15 protein-coding genes and 1 CRISPR repeat array are annotated in these 17447 nt (G+C 53.8%); of the genes, 8 read left to right on the forward strand and 7 right to left on the reverse strand.

From position 1 onward, the window contains the following. The first annotated feature begins 53 nt into the window (after positions 1-53). Positions 54-983: direct repeats of the CRISPR family, unit length 28 nt; unit sequence GTTCACTGCCGCACAGGCAGCTTAGAAA. 460 nt (positions 984-1443) lie between these two features. Genes HCU74_RS17845 through HCU74_RS17860 form a run of 4 tightly spaced genes read right to left on the reverse strand, consistent with a single transcriptional unit; the run spans position 1444 to position 5338 of the window. Continuing rightward, positions 1444-2466, reverse strand: coding sequence for an NADH:ubiquinone reductase (Na(+)-transporting) subunit F (locus HCU74_RS17845; protein ID WP_168451795.1), 1023 nt, complete (start codon positions 2464-2466; stop codon positions 1444-1446). Between the two features lie 16 nt (positions 2467-2482). Continuing rightward, entirely contained in the window at positions 2483-3997 is a 1515-nt protein-coding gene (locus tag HCU74_RS17850; protein ID WP_168451796.1) for a ferritin family protein, read from the reverse strand. A gap of 13 nt (positions 3998-4010) precedes the next feature. After that, the gene (locus HCU74_RS17855) at positions 4011-4301 is read right to left on the reverse strand and encodes an MmoB/DmpM family protein (RefSeq protein WP_168451797.1); all 291 of its coding nucleotides are present in this window, start codon (positions 4299-4301) and stop codon (positions 4011-4013) included. Then, the gene (locus HCU74_RS17860; RefSeq protein WP_168451798.1) at positions 4298-5338 is read right to left on the reverse strand and encodes a ferritin family protein; all 1041 of its coding nucleotides are present in this window, start codon (positions 5336-5338) and stop codon (positions 4298-4300) included. The genes HCU74_RS17855 and HCU74_RS17860 overlap by 4 nt, the downstream gene beginning before the upstream one ends. Before the next feature lie 347 nt (positions 5339-5685). On the opposite strand from HCU74_RS17860, the gene HCU74_RS17865 reads away from it, so the two are divergent. From HCU74_RS17865 to HCU74_RS17890, 6 genes are all read left to right on the forward strand, one after another. Further along, a complete protein-coding gene (locus HCU74_RS17865; protein ID WP_168451799.1) occupies positions 5686-6402 on the forward strand; it encodes a nuclear transport factor 2 family protein in 717 nt (238 codons plus the stop codon). A gap of 87 nt (positions 6403-6489) precedes the next feature. Next, positions 6490-8859: a TonB-dependent receptor gene (locus HCU74_RS17870; protein ID WP_168451800.1), complete on the forward strand. Its 2370-nt coding sequence runs from the start codon at positions 6490-6492 to the stop codon at positions 8857-8859. Positions 8860-8923: 64 nt separating this feature from the next. Beyond that, positions 8924-9634: a hypothetical protein gene (locus tag HCU74_RS17875; RefSeq protein WP_168451801.1), complete on the forward strand. Its 711-nt coding sequence runs from the start codon at positions 8924-8926 to the stop codon at positions 9632-9634. A 142-nt stretch (positions 9635-9776) separates the two neighbouring features. After that, positions 9777-10250 carry a hypothetical protein gene (locus HCU74_RS17880; RefSeq protein ID WP_168451802.1) on the forward strand — a complete coding sequence of 158 codons (474 nt, stop codon included), beginning with the start codon at positions 9777-9779 and terminating at the stop codon, positions 10248-10250. 88 nt (positions 10251-10338) lie between these two features. After that, complete coding sequence (locus HCU74_RS17885; protein WP_168451803.1) at positions 10339-10617, forward strand: hypothetical protein; 279 nt, start codon at positions 10339-10341, stop codon at positions 10615-10617. 81 nt (positions 10618-10698) lie between these two features. Next, positions 10699-11325, forward strand: a complete 627-nt coding sequence (locus HCU74_RS17890; RefSeq protein ID WP_168451804.1) for a TetR/AcrR family transcriptional regulator — start codon at positions 10699-10701, stop codon at positions 11323-11325. 123 nt (positions 11326-11448) lie between these two features. On the opposite strand, the gene HCU74_RS17895 is transcribed toward HCU74_RS17890, so the two are convergent. After that, on the reverse strand, positions 11449-12288 hold the full coding sequence (locus HCU74_RS17895) for a hypothetical protein (protein WP_168451805.1): 840 nt from the start codon (positions 12286-12288) through the stop codon (positions 11449-11451). Between the two features lie 378 nt (positions 12289-12666). On the opposite strand from HCU74_RS17895, the gene HCU74_RS17900 reads away from it, so the two are divergent. Further along, positions 12667-13218 (forward strand): TetR/AcrR family transcriptional regulator, encoded by a 552-nt coding sequence (locus HCU74_RS17900; RefSeq protein WP_246864704.1) that lies wholly within the window; start codon positions 12667-12669, stop codon positions 13216-13218. A 7-nt stretch (positions 13219-13225) separates the two neighbouring features. Here HCU74_RS17900 and HCU74_RS17905 read toward each other — a convergent pair whose 3' ends face one another. Continuing rightward, positions 13226-14092 (reverse strand): metal-dependent hydrolase, encoded by an 867-nt coding sequence (locus tag HCU74_RS17905; protein WP_168451806.1) that lies wholly within the window; start codon positions 14090-14092, stop codon positions 13226-13228. A 57-nt stretch (positions 14093-14149) separates the two neighbouring features. After that, entirely contained in the window at positions 14150-14593 is a 444-nt protein-coding gene (locus HCU74_RS17910; protein ID WP_168451807.1) for a hypothetical protein, read from the reverse strand. Positions 14594-15138: 545 nt separating this feature from the next. Between HCU74_RS17910 and HCU74_RS17915 the strand changes: the two genes are divergently transcribed. Further along, positions 15139-17415: a TonB-dependent receptor gene (locus HCU74_RS17915; protein ID WP_168451808.1), complete on the forward strand. Its 2277-nt coding sequence runs from the start codon at positions 15139-15141 to the stop codon at positions 17413-17415. The last annotated feature ends 32 nt before the right edge of the window (positions 17416-17447 follow it).

Here is a 17447-nt window from a genome sequence, read left to right on the forward strand (position 1 = left end):
TCTTGCGCCGCCTAAGTGCCTGTTGCAACTAATTTTTTGCGCTGTACACTTCAGTTCACTGCCGCACAGGCAGCCTAGAAAGCACTGGCCAGCAACGCGGGCGACAAGTTTTCGTTCACTGCCGCACAGGCAGCTTAGAAATCTTGCTTGCTTTTGGCTGAAATGATAATCAACGTTCACTGCCGCACAGGCAGCTTAGAAATGTTGAGAGGCTTACCCCAGAGGCTGCACGGGGTTCACTGCCGCACAGGCAGCTTAGAAACTTGCTTCGCAAGGTCGCCTTATGGCTGGGGTGTTCACTGCCGCACAGGCAGCTTAGAAATGTGTACAGATAGCCGGACACTGAGTGCCTACGTTCACTGCCGCACAGGCAGCTTAGAAATCTGAACGGAATCATGCAGATAGCCCACGCGGGTTCACTGCCGCACAGGCAGCTTAGAAATGTCAGGACGCCGTCTCCTGCCTCTGTCGCTGGTTCACTGCCGCACAGGCAGCTTAGAAACAGACGTCCGATACCATGTCTTGAGCTGTCATAGTTCACTGCCGCACAGGCAGCTTAGAAAACAAAGCGTAATGTTACGGAGTGCCGTCAAGGGTTCACTGCCGCACAGGCAGCTTAGAAATACGGTATTTACTTATGTCAAGAGATAGCCGAGTTCACCGCCGCACAGGCAGCTTAGAAATAACACTTCGCCTATTTATATTCAGTTCCTCCGTTCACTGCCGCACAGGCAGCTTAGAAAATTGCCATTGCTGAGTCCAACACTCGGGCTGCGTTCACTGCCGCACAGGCAGCTTAGAAAACGTGCCCGTGCGTCGTGAGCCTGAGCGGTCAGTTCACTGCCGCACAGGCAGCTTAGAAAAATCGGCAGCATCTTCTGTTGTAGTAGTAGCCGTTCACTGCCGCACAGGCAGCTTAGAAATGCCACCCCACGTGGCGGGTTGAGTACCACAAGTTCACTGCCGCACAGGCAGTTTGGAGAGCCAGACATTTCCTGAAATGATTCGCCAGCAGGGCTGGCTCCTACAGGAGGGGGGCAGTCTTTTGAGGTGCGATCTGTCTTTTGTTTTTGAGGTGTGAGAGTCGTTCATCGCTATCGGAATCCATTCCAACATTCGTGCGTTATCGGTGGGGGGTTGCCCTGCAGGCGAGGATGTTGTTCACTGCCGCACAGGCAGTTTGGAGAGCCAGACATTTCCTGAAATGATTCGCCAGCAGGGCTGGCTCCTACAGGAGGGTGTCAGTCTTTTGAGGTGCTATCTGTCTTTTGTTTTTGAGGTGTGAGAGTCGTTCATCGCTATCGGAGTCCATTCCAACATTCGTGCGTTATCGGTGGGCGCCTGCGCTGCAGGCGAAGGATAGGCCGGAATAAAAAAAGGGTGGCAAGCCACCCAAGCAAGGCGTCCGATGAAGTGAGTGCCCCTCACTGTACCGAACAGAGGTCAACTGTTTTGGACAAACTTGTCAAAGCGTATACGGGCGTTAAACATACCTTTGTCGCGCAGAACGTCGATGGCAGCGTCGATCATAGGGGGTGGTCCGCACAGATAACCTTCTGCACCGCGTAGTGAGTCGGTGTTGCGTGCCAGCACGTCGGTGATATAGCCATGTTCACCCTGCCAATCGTCGTCGGGGTCCGGCGCGGAGAGCGCGGGAATGAAGCGGAAGTTGTCGAGTTGCTCGCCCAGTGCATTGATCTCGTCGATAAAATAGAGGTCTTTCACCGCGCGTGCGCCGAAGTAGAAGCTGATCTGGCGCGTGGATTTTTCCGCGACCAGTTGCTTTAACATCGCCATAATCGGGGCCATGCCCGAGCCGCCGGCTATCATTATAATTTCTGCTTCGGTCTCGCTGATCTGGAACTGTCCGTAGGGGCCGCGGATCTCTACGCTGTCACCGGGTTTCGCTTCGGTGTCCAGGTAGCTGCTGAACGCGCCGCCCGGAATGATTTTCACCACTAGTTCGGTGATGCCTTCTGCGCTTGGGGTGTTCGCCATGGAAAAGCAGCGCCAGGTATCCTCGCTGCCCGGCACTTTTATCTCCAGGTATTGACCGGGGTTGAAGCGGTATTCCGCCAGTTCCTCGCCGGACAATATCAGGTGAACGGTGTCGTGGGTGACACGTCGCAGCTCGGCGATTTTTGCCGGGTAGACCCGCAGGGGGAACTCCGGTGTCAGTTCTTCCTCGCTATAGTCGTCGTCAAGGGTGATGACGATGTCTTCCTCTGCGTAGGCGCAGCACAGCAGGGCGACGCCGGCGTCGATTTCCTCTTCGGATATTGCCGTGGCGTGGTCGTTGTAGTCGACCTCACCCTCGCTGATCTGCACCTTGCAGCCACCGCAACCACCGTGCTTGCAGCCGTAGCGCAGAGACAGACCGGCTTTGAAGGCGGCCTCGAGAATGGTGTCGTCCTCATGGCAGGGAAAGTCGATGCCGAAGGGCTCCAGTGTGATTGTGTGGCTCATGGTCGTATCTCTGCTGTTAAGGCTTGATCGGCGGTACTGGCGGACGTTGAACCACATAGTCAACGCTGCGTATGTCATCCAGCGTCCACATGCGTTTTGGTTCAAGTTCGGGTTGTGCCATCAGTGTGTTGCCGTCGTCGCGGACAAAGCCAAGTGTTTTGATAACTTCGCTCAGTTCCATGCCTTCGTACAAGTCGTAGAAGTTCTTGTAGCCCACATAGTGGTGGGGTTCTTTGGTGAAGATGCTTTCGCAGCCATCTGAGCAGAAGATAAAGGTCTGGTCGCCAAATTTGCGCGCACGCTCTTTGGTAATGTCCGGACGCGGGAAAATCGTTGGACGCTGACACACCTGGCAGAAGTTGGGCAGGCCGCCCATTTCCTTGAGGATTAAGCGACCTTCTTCCGGGTCTTTGCAGATGTTGTAGGCTTCCCAGAAGGGGCCAAAATGCTCGTAGAAACCGGGGTACTTTTTCTCAAACCATTCAAAGTCGTCGTCGTTGAGGCCGTCATAGCGATGGAAGAAAGTGGGCCACGCGCCGAAGATATAAATGGCTGCGGAGTGTGACATCCAGTCCAGATCGCTGATCATATCGTCGAGGTGGGGCGGTGGCTTGATGCCGAATTTCTCCAGTTTCTGGTAGAAGCCGCCATAGAAGTCGTCGAACACCCAGCGCATGGTCATTTCCTTGGCAGACTCGGTGCGCTGGCGCACAAAGTAGTCGCCGAACAGCATATTGCCCATGCCAAAGCTGGTGTGAATGCGCCATGACCACTTGTCCATGGCATCCTGAATCAAGGGGATGTTGCGGTCGTCCTGCATCAACGTAGACAAGGTCGCCCAGCCGTTAGCCATGTGCCGGGCCTCGTCGGACTGAATCGTCAGCAGGGTAGAGGCGAGCATGTCGTCGCCGTGGGCTGAAGCGTGGGCCGACAGTCCGACAAAGAACAGGTTGGTATAGGCGGTTTCAACAAAGACCTGCAGCCCTATGGAGGTTTCCACCGGGTCGCTGGTAATCAGGTCTTCCACCATCGAACGGAAAATGCCACTGCCCACGCTGCAGGCACCGGCCTTGGCGGCTACGTCGAAACCTACCGGGTCTTTCCACGAGCGCATATGGTGCCGAATCACATTCATCTCAAGGTTTGAGTGACGCATTTCGTCCAGCATCTGCATCATATAGCCCTGGCGCAATTCCACCGGCGCAACGGTGCGTGCCATGCGGCCCATGGCACGTGCGGCTGCGTATTCCACGCCCACCAGGTTCGACAAGCCAAACTTCATACCTTCCATCCAGCGGCCGTCAGGTTCGCCGGTGTTCAGGCGGGAAGCGGCCTCAAGTAAGGCATAGTGGCGATCATCCTTCTCCAGCTCCTGTTCGCAGTACTCGCGAACAAAGGTTTTAAAGGGATCGTTCGGCTTAACACCGTCCAGGTGAAACTTTGTGGTTTCTACGGTTTTCTGTTCTTCCGTGATGTAGCTGGTTTCCCAATCGATGTCCTTGACGCGGTCGTATGCTTCGCTGATTTTCATAAACTGTCTCCCGTTAGCCTTCGTCGCGAATGATGACGTTGTCGTCGTTCACTTCGATAAAGCCTTTGTAAGTGGCCAGTACCGCGAGAAAACGCGATACTGAATAGGGGCTGCCCATCGCCTCAGCGATGTCGTTGGCGTCAAAGATCAATTCAGGTTCCTGCGTTTCGATATTGAGGTACGACCCCATATCGGTCACGGTGACATGGTCGAACATTTCTTCCATCAGGTCGCAAATCACCCCCGCTTCGTCGCCGCCAATCAGCTTGGCAGACACGGTATGGTTTTCTTTCAACTGGCTCATGCGGCTTTCTCCAGTACTTCTTCGATACCCAGCTCAGCGAGGTAATCGCAAAATTCACGGTAGACATTGTCGTAGGCGGCCTGGCCGCTCAGGGTTTGGTGCTTTAGCAGTGAGAACAGGGGAATCAAATCCTGAGCAGCGGAGATGGCTAATGGCAGCCATTTTTCCGCCCACTCACTGAATATCACTCGGTTGTCCGGGTGCTGATCCAGCACCATTTGAATAAAGGCCTTGCTGCTGTCGCGCTTGTTTGCACGGTCGGCTTCGGCTGCCTGGGCAATCGTGGGGGTAATGGCGTCGCCGTGGAGCGGCGCATTGCGCTGTATCAGTTCCCGGCATAACAGCGTGGACACCAAAGGCTCGATCAGAAAATTCACCACCAGGTAAATTTCGGCCCAATCCCGACAGGCGAGCAGATACTCGACGATTTTTCTCAGCCCCTGCCACTCCGGTGCATTCATCCATATGTCTTTGGCGGCACTGTCGGAAAAGCCCGGGATCTCTGCCTCAAGAACCATTCCGTAAAGCGTGATGTCCTGGGCGTGGCGGTCTTTCTCGACGCTTTGGAAAATAATCGGCTGGGCGACTACGTCGGAACCGGCCTCCCGCTGGGCCTGGCACAGGGCGAGAAACAGACCGTACTCGGCAAAACGATAGGCGGCGTAATGCTTGGACAGAAAATCGACCCACTCGGCGTCAAAATTGGCGAAATTACCCGCGCGTTTGGCCCCGGCGATGCTCTGCTCAATAGAGCGGCCAATATCCGCTTGCCGTTTAACAAAGGGGCGAAACCACTCGGCGTGGGGGTCGCGGTAAGCCCACCAATCTGTTGCTTTCAGGCGGGTAGAGTCCTCGCGCCAAGGGGGATTGCCGTTCTTGTCGAGATTAAACCAGCCCGCTTGGGCGAAATTTTTTGGATCCCACTGGGTGTGGAGGGTGATCTCTTCATATTGTGTTGCGCGACGCTTGGCCGGAACGATGTAGCTAAAGCCTGTTTTTTTGTTTCCGCCAGAGCGACCTTTGGGTAACGCTGCCATATTGTTCTACCTCTTCCACCGATACGCGATGTATGGGTTATTCTTAGTATTGATATTAATGTCAATAAGGTATCACGTATCGCCGGGATGTCAACAGTTGTGTGTTTCGGTCGGGCATTTTGCTCAAAGCCAGTAGTGGCGGGCGTTTGCGGCAGTGGTCGCGGTGTTGCGCGTGCGAGCTGCCGGGAGGGAATTGTGAGGTATTTCACTATTGAGTATAATATTAATAAATTTTTATGAGCCGTGTTGACATAAATATCAATAGGGGTGTAGCTTATAGTGACGGAAGCGACAACGGCTATTGTGTGTCGCCTGAATAACTAATAATTGTATTGTCGAGGTACACCATGCATCTTGGATACTTGGGTGAGTTGGATCGTCTTGAGAAAGAAGGGCGCCGGAATTTCATTAAAAAGGCTGGCGCCGCCATACTTGTCGCCGGTGCCGCGCCGGCCTTTGGTATGAGTTCTGCCAAGGCCGCTGGCAAGGGCTTTCGCGGTGAAGGCCGCATGGGTATGTCGTCCGGTGAAGACTGGATTGATACCTTCTTTAACGGCGGAGCCGATGAGATCATCCACTATTATGCGGATGATTTTGTGTTTGAAGATATCACCTTTTTCCAGACCATTCAGAACAAGGAAGAATTGCATCGGGCATTTGTCCCCTTTAATAACTCCGGGCCGGACTCGCCACTGGGTGTTCATCAGTTTGATATTATTCGCTACGATGGCGGTCCTGCCGGTGACCGCACCGCCCTGTTGAGGGGGGATGTGCCCGAAGGGTATAGCGCTGAAGAGTGGGCCTTGTGGTCTCAGGATGCCAGCACCGGGGCCGATCACGACTATGATGAATGGTCAGTGATGAACTGGGTGTGGAAGGCCCAGCACAATATGGATTTCCTCGGTCTGCCTGCCAAGGGTAAAACCACCCACACCCGAGGTATTACCTTTCACTGCTATAAAAATCGAAAAATCGTCAGAGAGTTTACTTATTGGAACTTCCGGGGCGTTGCTATTCAGCTCGGCGCATTCCCCGAGCCAAACAAGTTCTGGTTAAAAAAGTAAGTTAAACGCAGCCGGAGGCAGCTCCGGCTCGTTATTACAATAACGTGCTATCAGCGCGCTGGCGCTGGCCATAAAGGGTGTTCAACAATGAATAAGTTTCGTCTCAAGTCTATTGCGCTCGCTGTCGCGGCTCAAACCATGGGCTTGTCTCTGGCTGGGCAAGCTATCGCCCAGGAAGACGGCAGCAGTGCGCCGCGCAAATATTCCCGTGCGCTTGAGGAGGTGGTGGTGACCGCCCAAAAGCGGGAAGAAAACGCCAATGATGTTCCCATCTCCATTCAGGCATTCAGTCCCGATCAGCTGGCTGCTTTTGGTGTGGAAAACACCACGGATTTGATGAAGGTGACTCCCGGTCTGGACATGGGGACTCAGGCCGGCGATTTTACCAGTGTATTTATGCGCGGTATCGGCTCAGAGGCGTGGTTGACGTCTGACCCCAGCGTTGCGACCTACGTCGATGGTGTGTACTACCCCTTTTCGCCCTCGGTGGCGCAAAACCTGAAAGGGGTGGAGCGGGTCGAGGTGTTGAAGGGCCCCCAGGGGACGCTGTTCGGGCGAAATGCCGTGGGTGGCGCCATAAACGTCATCTTGAAAAAGCCGGATTTTACCGACACCTGGACCGAGCTGAGTGTTCATGGCAGTCGCGCCAAGGCTCGGGATATCTATGATGTCAGTACCTTCGTCAATGTTCCTCTGACCGACAAGGTTGCGATGAACTTTGCCGCCACCTTCAGCCAGGATGACAAGGTTTACAGCAAAAACAGCACTATCGCGGGCAAGCCTGTGCCCGCTGACAAGTTGTTCGGTGGCCGGGTGATGTTGCGCTGGGAGATCGCCGAAAATCTTGAAACCCGTCTGACTCTTCAGGGTGCCAAACGCGATGGTACCTCTACCCTGGCGGCAAACATCAATCCTACCCCGCTTGGGGAGGCCAGTGGTATTGATGGCGAGCAGGGGCGCAATTATGAAGTACACCCGGATCTGCCTATCTACGGACATTTACAGTCTTTTGTTATCTCCAGCCAGACCGATTGGTTTCTGCCCTTTATGGACGTCAAGCTGTTGTTGAGCCATCAGGCCCACAGCAACCCTTACAACTACGACTACGATGGCTCCGAGTTTTCCGGGGCGTCATTTATCGTTCACCGCCACGAGGCGGATATCGACGAGCTGGAACTGCAGTTGTTGTCAAACGAAGGTTCGCTGTGGTCCAGCTGGCTGACGCTGACCGGGGGGGTGTTTCTGTTCAAGAACGAACAGGGTTTCGACCCGGTTGAGGTTACCGTGGGCGGAGCTGATCTGGCCAATCTGGAGTCGGCAGGGGTAGAGCTGCCTGAGGCGCTTCAGGGCCTCCCTGCCCAGGCTGTTGATCCAGTAAGCGGAGAGCTGATTACCCCCTTGTATGCCCTGTCCAATATCGGTCTGGTCGAGACCGACTCCTGGTCGGTGTTTATTCAGGCGACGGCGGATATTACCGAGTGGATGTCCCTGACTCTGGGTGGGCGCTATCAGGATGAGTATCGCGGCGTGGTACAGTCCGAGACGACCTTCCGCGACCCTTCGGGGGCCGAGCAGCCGGTGGCGACCTGGACAGAGGCCCGTGACGAAAACGACGAACCCTATCCGCTGAACGACACCACCAAGGGCTTCAAGCCCAAGGTGGCGGTAGACTTCACGCCGTTTGACGATGGTTCGTTGTTCTACCTGTCCTATCAAGAGGCGGTCAAGGCTCACTCCTACAATGCCTTTGCCTTCTATCTGCCGCCGGCATTTGTGGAAGCGGAAGAGACAATCGCCTACGAAATTGGCTTTAAAACCCGTCTGTTCAATGACACGGTACAGCTGAATGCGGCGGTGTTCCGCTACGAAATCGAAAACCTGCAGACCCAGTCTATCTCGTTGACCAATGGCGGGGCGCTGTCGCTGGATACCGCCGGTAACGCGGAATCCGACGGGTGGGAATTCGATATCAAGGCGGATATTTTCCCCAGTATCTTCGGTAACCTGGTGGGTACCATCAACGGTACGTTTATCGATGCGATATACACCGATTACCGCGATGGTGCGGGTCACGACCCGGAAACCGGGGTGTTCACCCAGAACAACGACTTTACTGGCAACCGGGTAACGCGCTCGCCCGAATTCACCGGTTCAGCGTCGATCGCCAATACCTGGCTGATTCCCGGCGGGCCTCTGGAAGCGACCCTGAGTTATTACTATAACGACGGCTTCTTCTATGCGGCGACCAACGACCCCCGATATTCGCAGCCGAAGTATGATTTGTGGGGGGCTCACGTGAGCTACCTGTGGGAGGAGCACAATGTCCGGGTGACCCTGTCGGGACAAAACCTGAAGGATGAGTTCTACACCGCAGGTATGTTGAAGCTGGACTGGGGCGCAATGGCGTCGCTGGGTGCGCGACGCACTATTGGCCTGACCGTAGACTATGAGTTCTAAGGGGCCAGTGATGATTAAGTGTTTGAATAACAAAAGCAAATCCGCAGCAATAAAGGTGATTGCGATGAAAAGGTTCAACAAAATGTATCGGGCTGCGGTCTGTGGCTCGCTACTGGTATTCGCAGCGGCCGCCCAGGCCCAGTACGGAGAGGGTGGCGCGGCGGCAGGTGGCGGCGCAGCGATGGGTAGCAGTGGTTCCAATGAGTTCAAGAGCTATGTGGATATCATGTATAGCTATGAACAGAGTGAGACGGAGCAGCCCTATCGCACCGAGGGCGAAGGCGGAATGCTGGGGCTCGGCGGCGAAACGGCCACTCGAATAGAAGACCCGATTGAAACCGCCGAGGGCGCGCAGGTGCTGGCAGGGTTTCGTCGAAAGGGTTGGTATGGATTTGAGTTTGGTCTGGGTTATACCCGGGGCGGCGATGTTGACAAGCAAAGTCTGCTGTTCAATACGCTGATCTACCCCTTTGAAAGTGACCTGTACCTCAAACTGGCCAGTGGCGTGACGCGCTATGTTGAATACCCCATAGAGCGTGGCGAGGGCGCGATTCCCGACGGTGACGATGACTTTATCACTGTGAATTACGGTCTCGGGCTTGGCTATGTGTTCCCCTTCGAGGTGTCAGAGAAACCCTTTGGCGTGCGTCTGGAAGCGGTTTATCTGGTGGGGGACCGATTCCTTGAGCGCGAAAGTGACTTTGAAGAGGACATTCGTGCACCTGGTACGTTGAAGGACATCCAGCTCAACATTGGCCTGCGGTTTCCGCTCTAGGTAGCTGTGGTTGAGTGTGTGTTTTGATACATGCATCACGGTTGGAAGTCTGCGTCAATTCATTAGTTGATATATTGGTCAATAACGATTTATATTAGTCTTGAGTTGTCTTCCGCTAAACGCTAATAATGAGGAAAAGTTTATGTTGTTGAAGAAGAAGCTAATCAGTGCAGTGGGCACAGCTGCAATGTTGTTCGGAGTAAATACAGCGGTGGCGCAAATCCCCGCCGTCGCCTTGCCAACAGACGCGCTGGGCGGCTTGCCTGCTCCAACCGGGCTGCCCGAACTCGGTCTGCCTTTTGGTATTGATCCGTTCACCGTGGGGGATACCTTTATCGCCATCGGTGCCGGTGCTTTGGCCGGCGGTGGTCTGTCGGGTGTGCCCTTGATCGGTGAAGAGCTGAATGGCCTGACGACGCCGGAGGGTGCGCAGGCGGGTTTGGATATGGTAGTTTCCGAGCAAAAGCTCCCGGTGGGCATTCCGGTTGTAGGGCGCCAGCCACATAAACTATATGGCCCGGTCGTTATCGCCATTCTTCGTTCCAATGGCGTGCCGGTAGATATGCTACCGATAAACCCGGTCACTTTTTCGCCGGGCAGCGTATTGGCACCCTGATATTCGCGACAGCGAATAAGTGTTGCAAAGGTGGCCATAGGGCCACCTTTTTTGTTTCGATTCATATCAAAAAATGACTGGGGGTTACGTGACTGAGCAGGGAGAGTTGTGGGCCTTGTTGCGGAGCTTGCTTGTAGCGGTAGCGGAAGACCTCGAAGAGTGTTTGCAGAGTGACACCAATGCCGCTTTGCAGCCGTTGCGAGCACGGCTGTTATTAAAAAATATAGATGAGTTCGCGCAACAATTGCCGTCGGTGAGCGGCATTGACTTGCCGGCACTGAATTGTCAGGGGAAAACGCCGGCTGCGCAAGCGCAATCGGAAATCCTGAAATTTGTCGCCATTATTGATAATAATGTCGTTAATTGAATGGGTTTGCTGATTGCGTGGGTGTAGTGGGGTAAAATAACCATAGGCCTACAGGCCCTTGTTTTCACCGTGGATTCAGCAATGCAGTCAGCCAGAAACGCCGAAGTAAAACCCCGTGCCAAACGCATGTCGCCCGAGGCCCGCCAACAGCAAATATTGGACGCCGGCATCGAGGCCTTTGCTGAGCGAGGGCTGGCGAACGCCACTCATGCGGATATCGCGGAGAAAATAGGCGTGTCCATACCAACGATTTTTCACTACTACCCCAATATCGAAAATCTCCAGGCATCTGTGCTCAAGGAAATCCATAAGTACTTTATCAAGGAGATGATCGCCCCTCGCTTAGCGAAGGAGGCCCCAGCCTATGAGCGTATCGAGGAGATTCTGCTTAGCTTCCAGGGACAGATCGACTCGGGCAATCATCGCCATTATGTGACGATTTGGCTGGAGTGGTCGGGATTCACCCGTGGTTTTATTTGGGAGATGTATCTGGAGTTTTATAAAGAGGCGGTTAACGGTTTGCGGCGTCTGCTTAAGCAGGGTGTTCTTGATGCTTCAATATCCAGGGGGATCAATGCGGGGGATGCGGCCAGGGTCATTATGGGAATGGCGCATACCATCGCCCATATGCGCTTTGCCGGTAGTTCAAAGCGAACGGTAAAAAACACCGTCCATTCATTGGTGATGAGCTATCTGGCGCCCGAATAGGTGCTGGATACCGCTAATCTGACACACTTCCGCTTGTTTCTCTCTTTTTCTTTCCCATTCATTGCTGACTGACATCACTGTCAGCTAGCGCGCCGACGAATCATGCGCGCTAGCTGGAGTGGTTTAGCTGCTCAGTGCCGCTGCGCCACTGTGGGTGGCTCGGGCGGTGTCGCGTTGTTGCAGCGGGGTGGGCAGAAACTTCGTTGCGCCGTAAACCGCCAGCGCACACAGTGCCATTGTGAACAATGTCGCGGCCCAGATAATGGCCGGGCTGAGCTGTTCTTCAGGCAGGTGAAGCGCGACGACTATGGGGCCGCCAATACCGCAGTTGGCACCAATCATGGTAATAGGGAAAATCAGGAACAGTCCGGCCAGACCGGCGGGACTGCTCACCCGGCGCCAGAACTGCACTGCCAATACGGTGTACAGTACGACCTGGGTACCTTCCAGCACGCCGATAACCAGTGGGTAGTTCCAGATGCGCAGCACATAGGGGCCGTAGTAGGTATAGACGCCAACGCCGGTGCCTATCACTTCAAATACGCAGGACGCGGTAATTTCAGCAATCCATATCAGAAAAAGCATGTTCGGCGACAGCCGGCCTTCATAGATCGCACGCCCGGCATACAAGCAGGCTGTTGCATACAAAATGATATAGCCGCTGTGCGACCAGTTGGGCTGAACAATGCCAAAGGCGGTGAAGTGGGAGTACATCGCGCCGGCAATGCCGTTGTGTACGTCGTAGAACCACAGGTCAAAGGCGACATCGTAAAGCGGCTCGATAAATGCACCAACGCCGGCGGCCAGCATAGCCAATACGTAGAATGGGGTACGCTGCCTAATGCCCATGCGCCAGGCGATGACAAGCATCACTAATACAATGCTCCAGCTTCCCCAGGTAAAAACGTTTTGCCAGAATAGGTCTAGCTCGCCCATTAATACGTGTTCCGGCATGCGGCCCATGTTCGTCTCCTGTGAGGTCTATTGTTCCAGATGATTCTTATTTGGTGATTGCGTGCGACGTCTTTCTGCACACGTTGGTGTAATGGCAGATTACGATTTTATTAACCTGTAAGTCAATAATGGATCGTGTGTTTGCGCACTCAATACGTGCTTTTTAAGGGGGTGGGAGGTATTAATGTGCCTTCTTAGTGCTAGGGGGAATAAAAAGGTGTGTTATTATTGGGGGCAAGGTCAATAGTGTCGAGTTTGGCCTGGCGGCGGTCGTAAGGATTGCTGGCAGGTGTGGGAGGTAGTGTGGCAAAGACAGCGAATGGAAACGAAAAAGGCAGTGCATCAAATCGAGTGAGAGCGGGACGGATGTCACCGGAAGCTCGGCGAATGCAGATTTTACGCTGCGCTATTAAAGCTTTTGCCGAAAAAGGCATTCTGAACACCACCCACGCGGATGTGTCCAAGTTGGCTGGGGTCGCGAGTCCAACGGTGTTTCATTACTTTCCGACGATAGAAGGCCTTCAGGCTGAAGTTGTTAAAGAAGTGAGACGCTTCCTGCTGGAGGGCTTTGTATTGTCCCGCTCGGATAAGGCGTCTTCAGCTTCCGAGCGTATTGAAGATATGCTCCATTCCTTTCGCAAGGCCGTTGATACCAGCCCCGATGAGGTGACGATCTGGTTGGAGTGGAGCGGGATGACCCGAGGGTTTCTTTGGGAATTGTATCTGGAGTTCTACCGGGATACCGTGGCGGCATTGCGTAGCCTGATACTTGAGGGGCGCCGGGATAACTCGGTATCTCAACGCATTGACGCCAGCGATGGGGCGCGAGTGGTGTTGAGTATGGCGCATGCGATTGCACACATGCGCTTTTCGGGGAGTTCGCCCAAGACCGTTAAAAAGACCGTACACTCGCTGGTGAGTATTTATATAGCGCCGTGATCGGGCGCTATACGGTCTCCCTGGCCCGAGCGGCCATCAAATTCAGATCCAGGGTTTCCGAGGCTACCCGCAGCACCGCTTCACAGCCTTCAGGCTCTTTCAGGTTTTTCGGGTTGTACCAGGGGCTGAAAGCCCTCAGCAGACGAGGGGTGATAAAGAAGAACATCCCTGAATAAGACTTGAATTTACGCACAAGCCCCTTGAACCCACCAGTCATACGGCCCGCTTTCAAATCCTCTCTCAGCATATACTCACTAAGTGGAACCGCGAAGCCCAGCAGGTGAGAGGTGGCCTTGATAATGCCGCCGATCCGACCCCAGTAGGTGCCGTAGAGCGCTTCAACAACATTGAAGGCGCAACAACGGTGCTCGAACTCTTCGGACAGGTGCCAGCGCCAAAGTGACAGAGTGATTAAATCAACATCCTGATCCTTCAGGCGCTTGTTGGCCTGTACCAAAAAATAACTGGCGAATATTGGGCCAGCCGTTTCAAAGCCCTCGGCGTACAGCATGGCGTGGCGAAGGCCGCGCTCGCGGTCAAAGCGAGCATAGTCTTCACGCAGACGGTCAGTGTACTTATCCATTTCCGGATAGTAGCCCGTTGCGCGAACCATATCGTTAAATGCCATATGGGTTTTCGAGTGATTGGCTTCCTGTTTGCAAAATAGCTCGCAGTCAGCGTAAAGGTCTTCCCGTCCTTCAGGCAGATGCTTTTTCGCCTTGGCCAGAGCGCGAATAAGATAGCCTTCGAGCAGGGGTAGGCCGATGCTTACCGCGTTCCAGAACTGGGCCAGTTCCGGGTCGCTGGGAATCCAATCAATGCGTGCCTTTGAAAAATCGCACTCGATTTTTCGCGCTTCGGGCTCAATGTTCATACTGATACCTCTTGTCTCACTCGCTGTATCGGTCGCCGATACGTTCGCCTGTGCTGTTTAGGGTGTCGGTAACATCAGGGGTTCTGTTACCAGTGGTATGCGCGGCAATATCGCAATATCCGGAAGCAAAATCGTACCGCCACCCATGTAGTACTCAGGGGTTTGTTCCGGGCGGTTAACGAGTTGCTCGAACCCCGGTGCGAGGGTGTAGGCCACTGGTATAGCCAGCATTTCCACCGGGCGCAGAGCGGATTCGGGGTTCTGCGCGATAATGGCTCCCATGCCGATTAATTGCAGGCCGCCGTCGGCAAAGCGCGCTATCGGTGGGTTCACCGGAATGCCAGCGTCGGAAAGTGCATTAAGTGGCAATGCGCTGAAATCCGGGCTGGGCAATCCGCCGAATGACATCGGCGCGGCGCCAAGGTCGATAGGCAGCTGGGCCTGGGCGCTAACTGCTGCGGAGGCAAGTGCGCTGGCGATAAGGAGTTTTTTTACATTCATGTGTGTCTCCGTGTTTAGTTATTGTCTTCAGTATCAATACTACGCCTATATTGATCGCGAGGTCAATAGTGATATGAGCGGTGAGTAGGGAAAATCCGCGGGGCTGTATATAGTGGGCCTTTTTTGTAAGCGGCTGAAAAGTATGGAATTGTTACGGTGAGTTGGGTAGAAATGGTAGCGTCGGCGATGTTTTGGCTATTTTTGATTGCGGCTCAGCAGTGCGCGACTGAGTAATAGTGGTTGTTGTAAGGCGTAATTCGAATGAGTGATTGGTTTTTGGGTGGTTAAAATAAAATATAATTAAAACAGTAGCTTGGGATTGTTTTGTTCGCTGGGCGATACTTTGTTTGAGGGGTGTGTCCAGGGCAATTGAGACCTCTGTCACGTTTTTGGAATTACAATTATTGATGCAGGGGTCATTAATTTTTATTTCCGTATTGACCGCGGCATCAATAAGCGTTCTAATGGACTCAACAGTCAAGTGCCCAGTCGTTCTCTTGGTTGCCTTAGCAGATAAAAATAGAGATATGAAGAGAGGTCTCATAATGAAAACCCATAGATTTCTACCAATCATGGCGATGTCTTCAGTATCGCTGCTTCTGGGTAGCGGAGCTGCGCTCGCCCAGGAAGGTGGTGGTAGCGCAAAACGCAGCACGCAGCTCGAAGAGGTCGTGGTTACGGCCCGTAAGAAAGCTGAAAATGTACAGGATATCTCTGCCAGTTTGACCGCCCACACTGGGGATTCCCTTGACGCCAAGGGTATCGTCGATATCAAGGACTTGCAGAATGTGACGCCGGGCCTGACGGTAACCGAAATGGCGAGTTACAGTCTTATCTTCATTCGCGGTATCGGCTCTGATGCCTTTCAGGGCCCCATCGACTCCAGTGTCGCGACATATATAGACGGTCTTTATATTACCTATACGTCTAACCAGGCCCAGTCTCTGGGTAATGTTCAGTCGGTAACGGTCCTTAAGGGGCCGCAGGGTACTCTATATGGTCGTAACGCAGTGGGCGGTGCGATCGTGGTGGAAACCAAGAAGCCAGATTTTGTTGAGCCCCAGATGAGCGTGTCTGTCGAGGGTGGCAGCTACAATATGCTGAAAGGCAAGGCGCATATTTCTGGCCCAATTACCGAAAATCTGGCCTTGGGTGCTTCCGGTCTCTACCAGAACCGCGAGACTTACCTGACCTACACCCCAGACCCTTCTCAGAAGCACCGGGATTATGACGATCGCGGTCATAAGTTCGAGGCACGTTGGGCGCCGACCGATTGGCTGGAAATTAATGGCAGCTACTATAAAGTTGACCACGCCTCCAGTGACTCTGCTCCGCTGACCAACTCAGAACCCACTCCGACTTTTGCGGCGGTACTAACGGCCAATGACGAGCCCTGGGAAACCGGTGTGGGTACAGAAGTTTTCACCGAGATGGAATCCGAGTCCTACAAATTGATGTTTGACATCAATAACCAGTACTTCAATACCAAAGCGGTATTTGGACATACTGAGTTCTTCAGTAATATTTTCTGGGACTTCGATATGGCGCAGGAGAAGTTGCTGGTCATCGAGGCGGTGCCAAACACGGCTGAAACCGACTCCCTTGAAGTGGTATTCACTAACTCAGAGCGTGGGCCTTCGTGGTTGACCTGGATCGGCGGCTTCTACATAGAAGACACGTTTAAGGATCAGCGCACACCGGTTTATGTCGATCCTGCGGTGGTGGGGTCGCAAATCCTTCTTGGCAATGCCGAACTGGTTAATGCCCTTACCGGAGCGCTTGGCCCATTGAACCCATTGGAGCCAGTGAACCTTGTGCTCTACGGTGGGGTAGATACCGACGCCAAGGCAGCGTTTGTCGAATTTGATATCGATGTAACGGATTATATCTCGGTCAAATTCGGTGGCCGCTACTCCGACGAGACCCGTGTCATTCCTGAGTCGTGGGTGGATGCTCGCTCTGGCGAAGATGAAAACGGTAATCCGCAATATGAGCGCATCTTTGACTATGAGCCAGACCAGGCGACCTGGAGAGACTTTACGCCCAGCTTCGGTATCGACTACCAGTTCACCGACGACATTATGATTTACTACTCCTACGCTACGGCGTTCAAGAGTGGTAACTTCAACGGTCTGAACATCAACGAGCCACCCGAAAGAATCGAGCCTGAAAATGCCGAGTCCCATGAAATCGGGATTAAGTCTGACCTTCTTGACGGGGCCCTGCGCTTCAACGCGGCAGTGTTCAGCACCGAAGTCACCGACGGTCACGCGCAAATTCTCTCGTTGGCCAGTGGTGGTGTTACACGCCTGGAAAACGCGACGGCCTACACCGTGGAAGGTGTTGAAATCGAGATGGTCTACAACACGCCTCTTGATGGCCTGGTAGTGAATTTCGCGGGTACCTTCCTGGACGGTTCCTACGACGACTACGAGTGTACTAACTTCGACCCCGAAACAGGCATGGAAGGCACCTTTGACTGTACCGGTAACGACACCATTCGTACCTCGGATTTCAGCGGCACCATTGATATTAGCTACAGCTTCAATATCTGGCGCCTTGAGAACGAGATCGGTCTGGGGGGGTACTACAATTCCGGCTTCTGGTTTGATCCGACAAACAACGTACCAGAGGACGAGTACCACAAGCTGAATGCGCGGTTTAGCGTGTACGATCCCGAAACTCGCTTCAAGCTTTACGCCTTTGGCTCAAACCTGAATAACGCTGTTAGCCATATGCAGAAGTTCCGCCAGGACTTCGGTGTCGGCGAATCCTATGCCCGCCCACGTATGTGGGGTGTGGGGCTGCAGTGGGAATACTGAGTCAGGTCTAGGGCCTTACGGCTAGCAGAGCA

It is taken from the genome of Spongiibacter thalassae (assembly GCF_012272835.1).
GTDB classification, from domain to species: domain Bacteria; phylum Pseudomonadota; class Gammaproteobacteria; order Pseudomonadales; family Spongiibacteraceae; genus Spongiibacter; species Spongiibacter thalassae.

Excerpts from the sequence above, each read along its gene's own strand:
- HCU74_RS17845 (WP_168451795.1), bottom strand. The coding sequence starts at position 2,466 with ATGAGCCACACAATCACACTGGAGCCCTTCGGCATCGACTTTCCCTGC.
- HCU74_RS17850 (WP_168451796.1), bottom strand. The coding sequence starts at position 3,997 with ATGAAAATCAGCGAAGCATACGACCGCGTCAAGGACATCGATTGGGAA.
- HCU74_RS17855 (WP_168451797.1), bottom strand. The coding sequence starts at position 4,301 with ATGAGCCAGTTGAAAGAAAACCATACCGTGTCTGCCAAGCTGATTGGC.
- HCU74_RS17860 (WP_168451798.1), bottom strand. The coding sequence starts at position 5,338 with ATGGCAGCGTTACCCAAAGGTCGCTCTGGCGGAAACAAAAAAACAGGC.
- HCU74_RS17865 (WP_168451799.1), top strand. The coding sequence starts at position 5,686 with ATGCATCTTGGATACTTGGGTGAGTTGGATCGTCTTGAGAAAGAAGGG.
- HCU74_RS17870 (WP_168451800.1), top strand. The coding sequence starts at position 6,490 with ATGAATAAGTTTCGTCTCAAGTCTATTGCGCTCGCTGTCGCGGCTCAA.
- HCU74_RS17875 (WP_168451801.1), top strand. The coding sequence starts at position 8,924 with ATGAAAAGGTTCAACAAAATGTATCGGGCTGCGGTCTGTGGCTCGCTA.
- HCU74_RS17880 (WP_168451802.1), top strand. The coding sequence starts at position 9,777 with ATGTTGTTGAAGAAGAAGCTAATCAGTGCAGTGGGCACAGCTGCAATG.
- HCU74_RS17890 (WP_168451804.1), top strand. The coding sequence starts at position 10,699 with ATGCAGTCAGCCAGAAACGCCGAAGTAAAACCCCGTGCCAAACGCATG.
- HCU74_RS17895 (WP_168451805.1), bottom strand. The coding sequence starts at position 12,288 with ATGGGCCGCATGCCGGAACACGTATTAATGGGCGAGCTAGACCTATTC.
- HCU74_RS17900 (WP_246864704.1), top strand. The coding sequence starts at position 12,667 with ATGCAGATTTTACGCTGCGCTATTAAAGCTTTTGCCGAAAAAGGCATT.
- HCU74_RS17905 (WP_168451806.1), bottom strand. The coding sequence starts at position 14,092 with ATGAACATTGAGCCCGAAGCGCGAAAAATCGAGTGCGATTTTTCAAAG.
- HCU74_RS17910 (WP_168451807.1), bottom strand. The coding sequence starts at position 14,593 with ATGAATGTAAAAAAACTCCTTATCGCCAGCGCACTTGCCTCCGCAGCA.
- HCU74_RS17915 (WP_168451808.1), top strand. The coding sequence starts at position 15,139 with ATGAAAACCCATAGATTTCTACCAATCATGGCGATGTCTTCAGTATCG.